15 protein-coding genes are annotated in these 12,663 nt (G+C 64.8%); 9 read left to right on the plus strand and 6 right to left on the minus strand.

Features of this window, described 5'->3' with window-relative positions; translation table 11 throughout:
* Positions 1–46: 46 nt before the first annotated feature.
* The 4 genes from MYCSP_RS01555 to MYCSP_RS01570 all read left to right on the plus strand — a co-directional run bounded on the left by MYCSP_RS01555 (position 47) and on the right by MYCSP_RS01570 (position 2,151).
* Positions 47–397: a DMT family protein gene (locus MYCSP_RS01555; protein WP_088413063.1), complete on the plus strand. Its 351-nt coding sequence runs from the start codon at positions 47–49 to the stop codon at positions 395–397.
* A 90-nt stretch (positions 398–487) separates the two neighbouring features.
* Positions 488–1,111 carry a sensor domain-containing protein gene (locus MYCSP_RS01560; RefSeq protein ID WP_088415363.1) on the plus strand — a complete coding sequence of 208 codons (624 nt, stop codon included), beginning with the start codon at positions 488–490 and terminating at the stop codon, positions 1,109–1,111.
* Positions 1,112–1,119: 8 nt separating this feature from the next.
* Entirely contained in the window at positions 1,120–1,770 is a 651-nt protein-coding gene (locus tag MYCSP_RS01565; protein ID WP_083015352.1) for a sensor domain-containing protein, read from the plus strand.
* A 9-nt stretch (positions 1,771–1,779) separates the two neighbouring features.
* Entirely contained in the window at positions 1,780–2,151 is a 372-nt protein-coding gene (locus tag MYCSP_RS01570) for a DUF6199 family natural product biosynthesis protein (RefSeq protein WP_088413064.1), read from the plus strand.
* On the opposite strand, the gene MYCSP_RS01575 is transcribed toward MYCSP_RS01570, so the two are convergent.
* Positions 2,126–3,259, minus strand: coding sequence for a nitronate monooxygenase (locus tag MYCSP_RS01575; RefSeq protein WP_088415365.1), 1,134 nt, complete (start codon positions 3,257–3,259; stop codon positions 2,126–2,128). The genes MYCSP_RS01570 and MYCSP_RS01575 overlap by 26 nt on opposite strands.
* Positions 3,260–3,409: 150 nt before the next feature.
* Here MYCSP_RS01575 and MYCSP_RS01580 point away from each other — a divergent pair, with 150 nt between their 5' ends.
* On the plus strand, positions 3,410–4,735 hold the full coding sequence (locus MYCSP_RS01580) for an ammonium transporter (RefSeq protein ID WP_083015130.1): 1,326 nt from the start codon (positions 3,410–3,412) through the stop codon (positions 4,733–4,735).
* On the opposite strand, the gene MYCSP_RS01585 is transcribed toward MYCSP_RS01580, so the two are convergent.
* Positions 4,719–5,333, minus strand: a complete 615-nt coding sequence (locus MYCSP_RS01585; RefSeq protein ID WP_083015127.1) for a methyltransferase family protein — start codon at positions 5,331–5,333, stop codon at positions 4,719–4,721. The two genes, MYCSP_RS01580 and MYCSP_RS01585, sit on opposite strands and share 17 nt — an antisense overlap.
* 123 nt (positions 5,334–5,456) lie before the next feature.
* Here MYCSP_RS01585 and MYCSP_RS01590 point away from each other — a divergent pair, with 123 nt between their 5' ends.
* Genes MYCSP_RS01590 through MYCSP_RS01605 form a run of 4 tightly spaced genes read left to right on the plus strand, consistent with a single transcriptional unit; the run spans position 5,457 to position 8,445 of the window.
* Positions 5,457–6,113 carry a sensor domain-containing protein gene (locus MYCSP_RS01590; RefSeq protein WP_162266296.1) on the plus strand — a complete coding sequence of 219 codons (657 nt, stop codon included), beginning with the start codon at positions 5,457–5,459 and terminating at the stop codon, positions 6,111–6,113.
* A 54-nt stretch (positions 6,114–6,167) separates the two neighbouring features.
* Positions 6,168–7,094, plus strand: coding sequence for a PfkB family carbohydrate kinase (locus MYCSP_RS01595; protein WP_083015120.1), 927 nt, complete (start codon positions 6,168–6,170; stop codon positions 7,092–7,094).
* Positions 7,095–7,137: 43 nt separating this feature from the next.
* Positions 7,138–7,800 carry a sensor domain-containing protein gene (locus MYCSP_RS01600; protein WP_083015116.1) on the plus strand — a complete coding sequence of 221 codons (663 nt, stop codon included), beginning with the start codon at positions 7,138–7,140 and terminating at the stop codon, positions 7,798–7,800.
* Positions 7,801–7,818: 18 nt separating this feature from the next.
* Positions 7,819–8,445 (plus strand): sensor domain-containing protein, encoded by a 627-nt coding sequence (locus tag MYCSP_RS01605; protein ID WP_088415367.1) that lies wholly within the window; start codon positions 7,819–7,821, stop codon positions 8,443–8,445.
* On the opposite strand, the gene nagA is transcribed toward MYCSP_RS01605, so the two are convergent.
* From nagA to MYCSP_RS01625, 4 genes are read right to left on the minus strand one after another with little or no spacing between them, the layout of a single operon-like run.
* Complete coding sequence (gene nagA, locus MYCSP_RS01610; protein WP_209435424.1) at positions 8,442–9,314, minus strand: N-acetylglucosamine-6-phosphate deacetylase; 873 nt, start codon at positions 9,312–9,314, stop codon at positions 8,442–8,444. The genes MYCSP_RS01605 and nagA overlap by 4 nt on opposite strands.
* Positions 9,315–9,323: 9 nt before the next feature.
* Positions 9,324–10,337, minus strand: a complete 1,014-nt coding sequence (locus MYCSP_RS01615; RefSeq protein ID WP_070912489.1) for an SIS domain-containing protein — start codon at positions 10,335–10,337, stop codon at positions 9,324–9,326.
* A 14-nt stretch (positions 10,338–10,351) separates the two neighbouring features.
* Positions 10,352–11,254 (minus strand): N-acetylglucosamine kinase, encoded by a 903-nt coding sequence (locus tag MYCSP_RS01620; RefSeq protein ID WP_088413065.1) that lies wholly within the window; start codon positions 11,252–11,254, stop codon positions 10,352–10,354.
* A complete protein-coding gene (locus tag MYCSP_RS01625) occupies positions 11,239–12,633 on the minus strand; it encodes a sugar porter family MFS transporter (RefSeq protein ID WP_088413066.1) in 1,395 nt (464 codons plus the stop codon). Before MYCSP_RS01625 ends, MYCSP_RS01620 begins: the two co-directional genes overlap by 16 nt.
* Between the last annotated feature and the right edge of the window lie 30 nt (positions 12,634–12,663).

Consider the following 12,663-nt stretch of genomic DNA (forward strand, 5'->3'; position numbering starts at 1 on the left):
CTAGCGGCTGTGGGCAGTTGACAGGGAAGATCTACAGAATGTGGACATGCTGACCGCCCGGTTGTTGCCGCCAGTGCTACTCATCTGCTCGAACGTCTTCATGACGTTCGCCTGGTATGGCCATCTGAAATTCAAGGATCACCCGTTGTGGGTGGTCGTACTGGTCAGCTGGCTGATCGCATTCTTCGAGTACTGCCTGGCCGTTCCCGCGAATCGCCTTGGTAGCGAGGTGTATTCAGGCGCCGAACTCAAGGCCATGCAAGAGGTCATCACTTTGACGGTGTTCCTCGGCTTCGCGGTGTGGTATCTGGGTGAAAAGCTCACGCTCAATCACCTCGTGGGGTTCGTGTTGATCGCCGTGGGCGCCTATTTCGTGTTCAACGGCCCTTTCGGATGACGGATACCTGCGCCCATAGCCCTTCCGTATGCTCGACCTATGTCGAATGAGGGGCGGCAATATCGCGGTGAGGGTCGCACCAGGCGTGTGATGCGTGCCTCGGCCGGTGTTTCGGCGCTGACACTGGCGTTCGCGCCGCCCGCGCAGGCGGTAGGTCCCGAGGCGCTGGATACCGTTCTGCAGAAGCCCGCGACGGTGAGCAGGATGGTCGGTGCCGAACTGTCGGCATCGCAGACCTTCCACGCCCCGACAGCCGGAATTCAGGTGAGTGAGCCGAGTTGCGCGGACTTCGCCGATGTCGGCCTGGATCAGGTGTTCAACGGAAACCCGGGCACGCTCGTGGCGTACCGGGGCCAGTCGTCGCAGAAGTCTGCATCGGATGCGCGGTACTCGGTGAAACAGGCTGTGGGCGTGTTCAACAGCCCGATGGCAGCCGTCGATCCGGTGGTGGCGTTGATCTTCATGTCGGACTGTTACGGGCATCCGATCACGGTCACCGATGGCCAAGGTGTAACGGACACATGGACATTCACCCAGGAAAGCTCCAGCGACGGCGCCGCCGGTTGGTCGATGACCAATGAGGCGAACGACCGCACCTGCTATGTCGAGATGCGGGCGCGACAAGAAGTCATGTTCCAAGTAAAGGTGTGTTCGCCCAGAAGCGGAGAGCGAGCAGCGGCACGTATTGCCGACGCGATGGAAGCTGGTGTGTGATGGGTGTGATGGGTACGCCTCGAATTGTGCTGACGGCGGTGGCGGTCGCGGCTCTGGGGCTGACACTGACCCCGCTGGCGGGCGCCCGCCCGTCTGATCCGGGTGTCGTCAACTATGCCGTGCTTGCGCGTGGTTCGGTGAGCAATGTCATCGGTGCACAGCTGGGTTCGCACAGCGAGTTCACGCAGCCGTTCCAGGCGTTCTCGGTGGACGTTCCGGAGTGCAACAATTGGTCGGACATCGGGTTGGACGAGGTATACGCGGATCCGGATCTGGCCTCTTTTCGTGGCGCGACAACGCAGGATTCCGCCACGGATGCAACGCATTTGGTGAAGCAATCGATCGGGGTGTTCGCCAATAGCGACGCCGCCGATCGTGCGTTCCATCGAGTGGTGGATCGCACCCAGGGATGTTCCGGGCAGACGGCCACCTTGATCCTGAACGACGGCCGCCGTGAGGTGTGGACATTCACGGGACCGGCCGCCGGCGCTGCCGACGCCGCGTGGATGAAGGAGGAGGCGGGCCTTGACCGCCGCTGCTTCACTCAGACGCGCAAGCGTGAAAACGTGCTGCTGCAGGCCAAGGTCTGCCAGCCCGGCAACGGCAGCCTCGCGGTGAACGTATTGGCCAACACCATGCAGAACGGCCTGGGCCAGTAAGGGGTAGTTATGGGGGGATTGCTTCTTTTTCTGGGGTTGATCGTCGTCCCGTTTTTGTTGTGGTCGATTTTTGATCCGAAGAGCCAGTGGCAGGTGCTGTCTTCCTGGAAATACCGAAACCCCGAAGCCAACGAGCCCAGCGAGGCCGCCTACGCGATGACGCGGATCGGTGGTGTGGTGGGCCTGGTCGTGCTGGTGGTGGTCGGGTACAAGATGGTGCAGGCGGACCGCAAGTATCGAGAGCTGACGCCGCCGGCCAGCTCTGCGTCGATCACAAGCCCGCTGGACGGTCGAGCGTGCGGATCGTGTCGATATCCGGCCGGAAAACGACACGATCCGCACACTCGATCGGTCTTTACACCGACGCGGCAGCCTCGTTGAGCTCATTGAGGGTGTTGGTTGCCTCCAGGTACTCCTGCACCCAACGCTCGATCACCGCGGCTGACTTCTCCACCTTGGTGAACTGGCCGACGACCTGGCCGATGGGGTTGAAGGCGACGTCGATCGTCTGGTCAGGGAACTTGTGCGTGGCGGCGACGGCCATCCCGGAAACCATGTACTGCAACGGCATTCCCAGCGGCTCCGGGTTGCCCTCGGTCTGCCAGGCCTCGGTCCAGTCGTTCTTGAGCATCCGGCATGGCTTGCCGGTGAAGGACCGGCTGCGCACGGTGTCGCGGCTGGTGGCCTTGGCGTAGGTCTCCTGCTGCACCGCGGTGTTCTCGGCCTCTTCGACCATGAGCCACTGCGAGCCGCTCCAGGCACCCTGCGCGCCCATGGCCAGTGCCGCAGCGATCTGGTAGCCGCTGCCGATGCCTCCGGCGGCCAGCACCGGCACCGGGGCGATCTCCTTGACCACCTGAGGCCACAGCACGATCGAGCCGACCTCACCGCAGTGGCCACCGCCTTCACCGCCCTGGGCGATGACGATGTCCACCCCGGCGTCGGCGTGCTTGCGGGCCTGTTTCGGCGAGCCACACAGCGCCGCGACCTTGCGGCCGGCGTCGTGGATGTGCTTGATCATGTCTGGCGGAGGCGTGCCCAGCGCGTTGGCGATCAGCGTCATCTTGGGGTGGCGCAGCGCGATCTCCACCTGCGGGGTCGCGGTGGCCTCGGTCCAGCCCAGCAGCTGCAGGGCGTTGTCGTTGCCCTCTTCGACGGGCACTCCGTGGTCGGCCAGCAGCTTGCGGCCGAAATCCAGGTGTTCCTGCGGAACCATCGACTGGAGCATCTTGGTGAGCTCCTCGGCCGACATGTTCGCGTCCATGCCCTCGTATTTGTTGGGAATGACGATGTCGACGCCGTAGGGGTGATCGCCGATGTGCTCGTCGATCCAGTTGAGTTCGATCTCAAGCTGCTCGGGGGTGAATCCGACGGCGCCCAAGACGCCGAAGCCACCGGCCTTGCTCACCGCGACGACCACGTCGCGACAGTGGGTGAAGGCGAAAATCGGGAACTCGATACCGAGCTCGTCGCAGATGGGGGTATGCATGGCCATTCCTTGGGTGGGGCGGGTGATGGAGTGAAATGCTACGTCAAAAAACTGGAACGTGTTCTAGTTTAGCTGAGGTTGTGCGCACGCGAGCGGTGGCTTCCCTACACTCACGCTGACCTAATCGCACGAGCCGGGAGTAGCCAGCGCATGTTTCCGCATATGGGAGTGCCGGACGCGGCCAATACCGCCTGGGTGCTGACGAGTGCCGCACTGGTACTCCTGATGACCCCGGCGCTGGCCTTCTTCTACGGCGGCATGGTGCGCGCCAAGAGCGTCCTCAACATGATGATGATGTGCTTTTCGGCCGTTGCCGTCGTGTGGGTGCTCTGGGTGGCTTTCGGATACTCGATGGCGTTCGGTACCGATATCGGCGGCGGCCTGCTTGGCGATCCGTTCCAGTTCGCCGGGCTGCAGCACCTCTTCGAGGGCGATTACAAGGCACCCTCGGTGCCGCTATGGGGCCCGACCAACATCCCGGCACTGGTCTTCGTCATGTTCCAGGCCGGGTTCGCCATGGTGACCGTGGCGCTCATCGCGGGTGCGGTGGCCGATCGCATGCGCTTCCTGCCCTGGATCGCCTTCACCGCGTTGTGGGCCACCCTGGTGTACTTCCCGGTGGCGCACTGGGTGTTCGCGGTTGCGGGCACCACCGCCGACAAGGGCGGGTGGCTGGCCAATCTCGGCGTCATCGACTTCGCCGGTGGTACCGCGGTGGAGATCAATTCGGGTGCCGCCGGTCTGGCGCTGGCCATCGTTCTGGGCAAGCGGCGCGGTTGGCCGCGCGAGGCGATGCGTCCGCATAACCTGCCCGCCGTCATGTTGGGTGCCGGGCTGCTGTGGTTCGGCTGGTTCGGGTTCAACGCCGGATCGGCGTTGGCGGCAGACGGCGCCGCGGCGATTGTCATCGCCAACACCCTCGGTGCCGGAGCCATGTCGATGGCGGCGTGGCTGGTGGTCGAAAAGGTCCGCCACGGCAAGCCGACGTCATTCGGTGCGGCCTCGGGTGTGGTCGCCGGTCTGGTCGCCATCACGCCCTCGTGTGCGGCGGTGACCCCGATCGGCGCGCTGGTCGTCGGTGCGGTGGCCGGCGCGGTCAGTTCTCTTGCGATCGAGTTGAAGTACCGGCTGGGATACGACGATTCGCTCGATGTGGTGGGCGTGCATTTGGTCGGCGGTGTCATCGGGACGCTGATGATCGGCATCGTCGGCAGCGCCGCGGCGCCCTCGGGTGTCGATGGATTGCTGTATGGCGGTGGCTTGCACCAATTCTGGCTGCAGCTCGTGGCCGTCGCCGTGGTCCTTACCTACTCGGTCGCGGTTACCGGGCTCATCGGGCTGGGCCTGAGGCACTCCATGGGAATCCGGTCGCATCCGCAGCACGAGTCCGATGGTCTCGACGATGCCGAGCACGCGGAGTCTGCCTACGAGCTGGCTACCACGCGCGGCGGTGGGCTCATCAACCCTGGGCGTTGAACCTGCCGATACCCGGCACGAAACGTCCGACTTGGGCGCCGTACTCGCGATAGGCCGCGCCGTGCGCCGCGAGCAGGTAGGGTTCCTCGACCACGCGCACCTGTAGCTGGATGGATACGAGGAGCAGCGCAAAGCCGCTGAGGGCCAGGGGGTTCGGAGTCATCAGGGCAGATCCGGCGGCGAACGTCAGCATCGCCGTGAAGATCGGGTTGCGCACCCGGCCGAAGACACCGGTGCTCACCAACGCGGTGGTCTCCCGGGTGTCGACGCCCACTCGCCATGACTCGCCCATCGTCTGCTGGGCCCCGATCGTCGCGACGATTCCCGTGACCGCGAGCGCGATGCCGGTGAGCTGAATCGGCCGATGATCAAGGGTGCCAACGGGTGCGACGAAGCCGGCCAGCTGCAGGACCGGTGCGAGCAGGGCGGCCACCATCGCGGCGATAAACCCCACACCCGCCAGCCACTCGCGTGAGCCGGGCCGTCCGTGGAATCCGCGGAACCCGGTGGAGCCGGTAGCGCGCCATTGCCGATAGCTCTTCCAGCCCAGCCCGGCGGCAATGAAGACCAGATACAGGACGAGCGCTGCCACGGCCATGGACTCCCTCTCTATAAATGCATACATTCGCATAGAACAATATTTGAGATAGGTTGTCAATATCCTGGCGGGACGTACCCGCTGCTCGTCTAGGCTCTTGCGCTTATGAGGTTTGTTCCGGGGGTGGCGGTATTCATCTGTGTGCTGGCGATGACCGCGGCGTCTGCGGGTACTGCCTCGGCAAATCCCGACGAACTGCCGGTGCAGACAGAAGCATTGCCCAGTCTGATGCTTGAGCCCGCGGACGCGAGTCCCGTCATGGGGGCCAGCATGTTTGTGTCCGGGGATTGGGCCGTGCTGGCATCGGATCGGACAGACAGGCCCGAATGCGGGAGTGTGGTTTTCGCGTCGGCGGCGAGCTATGAATCGTCCAATTACTTGTCCGGCCGGTTCCGGTCGTTGACGGACAACCCGAGTTGGACGCGCCTGGTGGAACAGAGCATGGTGATCTTTCCCGAGTGGTCGGATGCGACGGACTTCGCGCTCGGCGAGGCGGATCGTTGGCGCGCCTGCGAGAACCAGCGGGTCACTTCGCTCTTGCTGCAGCCGGACGGAAGCACACGCCGCGAATGGGTGCAGCTGCGCAAGATCGTCCAGGTGCAGGAGGTTCTGGTGGTCGGCTACACGTGGCCGACGGATTTCGGCGGAGTCATCTACTGCCAGCACGCGCTTGCGCCGTTGCGCAATGTGGCTATCGACGTGCGGGCGTGCGCGGAACGGGACGGTAGCCGCGCCCTCGATCTCATCCTGGGCCTGCTGCCTCGGGTGGCTCGGGCATAGCTGCGGCGAAAGACGCTGCGAGAAAACCGGTCTCGATCGAGTACCCTCAAGTTCGTGCCCGACAGAGACGGACTCATTGTCTGCGGCGAGACGTTGGTCGATGTCGTGCCCGCGGCGGACGGGCTGTGGCGCACGGTGCCAGGAGGCGGCCCGTACAACACCGCGATCGCCGCGGCCAGGCTTGGCACCCGGACCGCCCTTCTGACACAGGTCTCCCGCGACACATTCGGGCGCCAGTGCGTGCAGAACCTGCTCAGGGCGAGCGTCGACGAGTCGTTGGTCATGCGCCATGATGTTCCGGCGACCTTGGCCGTCGCCGACCTCGACGAACACGGAGCCGCCCAGTATCAGTTCTATTGGCAGGGAACCGTCAATGATGTTGCGCTTCCGCCACTTCCCGATCCGGTGTGCGCGCCGGCGGCGATCTGGGCGGGCTCGATCGCCAGCGTGCTCTGGCCGGGACGCGAGGCGCTGCGCGCGTGGATCGTGCTGCACTACGCAGATATTCCGCTCACCTTCGATGTGAATGTGCGCCCGACGCTCATCCCCCATAGGGAGACCTACGTGGAACGCCTCGCCCCGTGGTTGTCCCTCGCGCAAGTGGCACGGGCCAGCGTGGACGACCTTGAGTTCTTGTATCCGGGTGCACCGGTGGAGAGCGTGGTCGAGGCGTGGTTCGACGCGTACTCACGCATCGAGATCGCGTTGATCACCTGCGGTGCGGCGGGTTCGCTGGCCTTCCGGCGGGGTGAATCGTCGACGCTGAATGTTCCCGCCCACGAGATCACCGTCGTGGACACTGTCGGGGCCGGTGACTCCTACACCGGTGCCTTCCTCGACGGGTTCTATCAGCGCGGGCTCGATCTTTCCGAGGCGTTGCATCGCGCGGCGGTGGCGGCGGCGATCACCTGCACCCGGCCCGGAGCCCAGCCGCCCGATGCCGCGGAGCTGGCCAACGAGCTGCGCCGCACGACGTCCTAGAGTTCAATACACAGGAATCGGAGGGCCGAGGCGAGGGGAACGCATGCGATCGGTGGCGGGGGCACTGCTGGTGACTCTGGCTGCCACGACACCGGCCGTGGCGGCCGCCGACCCGTCGCCCGATGTGCCGCCCTCGGCGATCGAGCGTCTGATGTTCACCCAGCGGGAGGCCGAGCGCGTCATGGGTGTGGGGCTGCCCAATGTGCAACGGCAGAGCGCCACCTTCGCCCTGGATACCGATCGACCGGACTGCGGAAGCGTCGTGCTGGCATCGGTGTCGAGCTACGACCGGGCGCCCTATACGGCCGCGCACTCGCAGGCGCTCTGGGATCACCCCGGCTGGTTCACCTTGGTCGATCAGAGTGTGGCGGTGTTCAGCACCGCCGAGGAGGCTCGCGACTTCGCGCGCGGCGAGGCCGACCGTTGGCGCAAGTGCGAACATCAGTCGATCAACGTCTCCGAACTGGCCATGGACGGCACCACACTTGAGGCGACCGTGGACATCCGTGAAATCACGCAGGCCGACAACGTGCTGGCCGTCAGCTACGGAAGAAATGATTCGGCGTATGCGTCCTGTCAGCATGTGCTCCTCGGGGAGCGCAACGTAGCCATCGATATCCGCACGTGCTCAACGGTTTCCAAGAACAATGGCGAGCGAGCGTTCGAGTTGATGAAGATCGTCGGTCCGCGGGTGTGGGAGGCATAAACCATGAGGATGCCGGCAATGATGATCGCCTTGACGGCGGCATTGACGATGGCAGCGCCCGCTGCTGCCGAGCAGGGTTCGCCGATACCGCCCGCCGCGATCGACGATCTGATGGTGACACCGCAGGAGGCGTCGTCCGTGATGCGGACAGACTTCCCGATCGTCGACCGGTTCAATGCGCTCTCAGATCTCACGACGGACAGGCCGGACTGCGGCAGTGTGATTCGCCCGTCAATCGCCACCTATGACCGAGGGCCGTACACGGCCGCGCACGAGCAGTACCTACTGGACAGTTCGCCGTGGAACGTCCAGGTGGTACAAAGCATCGCTCTCTTCCCGACGGACGACGAGGCGCGCGACTTCGCCTCCACCGAGATGAACATGTGGTTGAAGTGTGCGAAGCAGACGGTGCACGACTCCTCCCAGTGGCGGTACGTCATCGGGTCGTTGCACCGCGACGATGACGCGGTGGTCGGCTCGTACGTGATGATTACGAACGACGGAGTGCGCATGTCCTGCTCCCGTCTGCTCGCGAGAGTGCGCAACACCGCGACCGATCTGCGTGCCTGCTCGGCCGGTCCCGAAAGCTATCAGCGGCTGCTGGGCATCACGAAGATCATCGGGCCCCGGTACGACGCCGCCTAGATGCCCACCGCACGACGGGGATTGACGGAGGTTTGACGGGTGGCCACCTGCAGGTCGGCGTGTGCCACCGCGAACCGATACAGCTCGGCCATGCTCGCCGTGCTGCCCGCGATCGTGCCATCGGGCAGCCGGGCCTCGCCGCAAGTGACGGTCACCGGGAGCTGCCCCAATTGATAGGCACCGTCCGGCATCCCGGCCGCACACATCGCGTCGGTGACCAGTGCGATCCGATCCGGGCCCACCGCCGCCAGCACCATGCGATAGATCGCGGGATGGATATGCACGCCGTCGGCGATCAACTCGATGGTGACCGCGGGGCTCTCCAGCAACGCTGGAATGGGACCGGGCTCGCGGTGATGGATCGGCCGCATGGCGTTGAAGAGATGGGTGGCGACGGTGGCGCCTGCCGAAATCGCATCCAAGGTCTGCTCATACGTGGCATCGGTGTGTCCTATCGCAGCCACCACGCCCCGCTCGACCAGCAGTTCGATGGCCGGTATCGCCCTGGGTAGTTCGGGCGCGATCGTGACCATCCGAATGTGCCCGGCCCCGGCGTCGAGCAGTCGCTCCAACTCGCCAAGGTCCGGTTCGCGCAACAGCCGCGGATCGTGCGCACCGGCGTATCGCGGCGAAAGCCAGGGGCCTTCGAGATGAATCCCGGCGATACCCGCCGTGCCCGCCATGTCGGCGAGCACCTCTACGGCGCTGAGCATGTCGTCGGGCGCGAGGGTCACCAGACTGGCCAGTAGGCCGTCGGTGCCGTGGGACCGGTGCCAGTCCGCGGCAATCCGGTTGGCCTCCGGATCGTTTCCGAATGACGCGCCGCCACCGCCGTGCACGTGCATGTCGAAGAACTCGGCAGCAGCCACGTCAAGGCCTCACAGTGTTTCGGTCACCTTCGACAAACCACGTGGCACATCCGGGTTTTCGCCACGCCCGATCGCCAGCTGCATGGCAAGAAGCTGCAGCGGAATGATCGCGAGCATCGGGGAAAGCTCCTCAAGCGTGGGTTCGAGCGTCACGCCCAATCCCGTCGCTGCCACCGCATCCGCCGATCCGATGCAACACACATCGGCGCCGCGGCCGGCCAGCCGGTGCAGCACATCGTTCATGGCCCGGCCACCGACTCCGTCGGGCACGATCGCGATCACCGGCACCTGCGGATCGACCATCGCCAGCGGCCCGTGTAGCAGATCCGCACCCGAGAATGCTTGAGCAGAAAGATAACTCGTCTCCATCAGCTTGAGCGCGGACTCGCGTGCCGTCGGGTAGGAGTAGCCGCGTCCGGTGGTGACCAGGCGCGAGGCGAAGCGGTAGCGGGTGGCCAGCTGTTGCACGACGGCGCTGTGCAGGACCTCCTGGCCGCGTTCCGGCAGCAGGTCGGCTGCGGTGTTGTCGCGGCCCGCCACATCGGTGAGCAGGAGGTATAGCGCCAGCAGTTGCGCGGTGTACGACTTGGTGGCGGCAACGGCGAGTTCGGGTCCGGCGAGTATGTCCACATGGTGCTCGGCCGCCGTCGCCAGCGGAGACCGAGCCGCGTTGGTCACCGCGACCGTGAGGGCGCCCTGCTGGCGTGCCACGGAAAGCGTCTGCACCAGGTCCGGGGAACCTCCCGATTGGCTGACGCCGATTACCAGCACACCCGAAAGATCGGGCCGTGCACCGTAGGTCGTCATGGTCGAGGGCGAGGCCAGCCCGGCGGGGACCTGCCAGATGATCTCGGTGAGGTACTTGCCGTACAACGCGGCGTGGTCGCTGGTCCCGCGCGCGACGAAGAGCACGAAGCGGGGCTGGTACTCGATGATCTTGGCCGCCACTTCCGCGATCGCGGACCGGCCGTCGGAGAGCAACCGACTCCATACGGTCGGCTGTTGGCGGATCTCGTCAGCCATATGCGTTCCCGCGGTCATGCCTTCTCCAATCCCTCGACGTCGACCCCGGCCAGGGCCAATGCTCCGAACACCGGTTCACGTTGCAGCACAGCGATATCCGTAACACCTGTGGTGCGTGTTCGTTCGATGATATCGGCGACCAGGCCCGGTTGGTTGACCAGCAGGCCACCGCCGAGCACCACCGGCAGCCCAGGACCCAATCGTAGGCAGACACCCTCGATCAAAGCGGCCAAGTCGATGGCTGTTTGCCTGGTGATCACCTGCGCGGCCTCGTCCCCGGTCGCGGCGAGGTCGAAAACGAGCCCTGCCATCTTGGCCCAGTACCGCCGCTCGGAGTGGGCATAGAAATGGTCGAGCAGTTGAGCGGGTTCGGTCACACCGCATTCGGATGTGAATCTCCGCGAGAGAGCATCAGGAGGATCGCCCCTGTCAGATAAAGAGAGAGCATGCCGCACAGCAGATCTCGATACTCCGTAGCCGCTGCCGTCATCCCCCAGTAAATATCCCCAACCGCCGACTCGCGCGGTGGTGCCGTCGGCGCGCTTTCCCCACGCCACGGACCCGGTACCGGAGATCACGGCTATGCCCGCGGACAAACCACCGGCCGCCAAGATCAGCTGCGTGTCGTGCACGGCGGTGATGTGGGCGTGCGGCGCGTACGGTCGCAGCAGCCGGACAAGGGTCTGCGCTCCCGCTGCGGTGTCCACTCCGGCAGATCCGGCGCTCACTCGGGAGATGTCGTCCCGGTTCAGTTCGGAAAAGATGTCGGCGAAAGCGGTTTTCGCTTGTGCCTCGGTCACCGATTGAAGGTTCGCGCTGCCGGCCAGTGCCTCGCCGATCACTTTGCCGTTCGCGACGGCCAGCGCGCGGGTCTTGGATCCGCCGATGTCGATCCCGACTATCACGTCTCGGGCCACTTGCCCCCGCTTTCCCAGAAGTGCCGGATCTCCTCAAGATTGCGCCCCTTGGTCTCCGGGGCCAACAGGTAGACGAACACGAGGGCCACCAGCGCGAGGATTCCGAAGACCCCGAAGGCCGCGACACCGCCGAGCGTTGTCAACAGCGTCAGGAAGTACATGGAGACAACGGCGTTGGCCACCAGGTCGGACGTCAGCATGGCGCTGGCACCGTAGGAGCGCAGCCGTGCGGGGAAACTCTCCCCGGCGTACACCCACACCAGTGACCCGAATCCGAAGGTGAAGCCGACTGCGATGAGCACGATTCCCAGGAACCCGAGAACCGTCAGCACGCCACCGAATGATGATCCGCCGACCGCGAATACGCCGACCAGCAGCGCGTCGGCAACGATCATGATGCTGATACCGATCATGAGGATGGGGCGGCGGCCCATCCGGTCGATGGTCGACATCGAGATGAAGACCGCTAGTAGTGCTGCCACCTGAACAAGTGCCGGCAGACCGAGCTTGGCGAAGTACCCCGACATACCCATCGCCTCGAAGATGCGAGGGCCGTAGTAGACCACTGCGTTGATGCCGGTGATTTGGATGAAGAACCCAAGGCCGACAACGAAGAAGGTCGCTCTGCTGTAAGGCGCAGTGACCATCTCCTTCAACCGTGCCAGCACGGAGCCGCCGCCTTCGGCCTGTAGCGCGTCGGCGATCTCGTCGAGCTCGTGCTCGACGTCGATGTCGGGATCCACCGTGGCGAGGATTTCGCGCGCCCGCGCACGATCACCACGCATCATGTACCAGCGTGCGGTATCGGGAAGCTTTCGCAGCGCGATCAGCACCAGCACGGCCGGGATGGCGGCCAGGCCCAGCATCAACCGCCAGCTGCCGGTGGATGCCAATGCCCAGGCGATGAGATATCCGGCGATGATCCCTGTCACGCAGGCGAGCTGGTAGAGCACCAGCATCGAGCCGCGGATCTTGGTGGGGGAGGACTCGGCGACGAACACCGGGACCACCACCACCGAGATACCTACCGTCAGGCCGAGCAGGAATCGGGCGGCGACCAGGGTGTTCAGGTCCACGGCAAGCGCCGACAACAGCGAGAACAAGCCAAATGTAGCTGCCACCAACACCATTGACCGTTTGCGGCCGATTCGGTTGGACAGCGGCCCACCGATGAGCGCACCCACGATCTCGCCGATCACCACCGCGGTGGCGGCCACCTGTTGATCCTGGGTGGACAGGTGCAGGTCCTCGGTGAGGAACAACAGGGCTCCGGCGATGTTCGAGGAGTCGTAGCCGTAGATGACTCCCACTGCCGCCGCGGTCACGGCCACCATCACGCCCAGACGCGACGTCGACCGGAGGTCGGTGATCAGACTCATCCCACGTATTAGACACTGATGAGCGCCTGC

Source organism: Mycobacteroides saopaulense (assembly GCF_001456355.1).
Taxonomy (GTDB): domain Bacteria; phylum Actinomycetota; class Actinomycetes; order Mycobacteriales; family Mycobacteriaceae; genus Mycobacterium; species Mycobacterium saopaulense.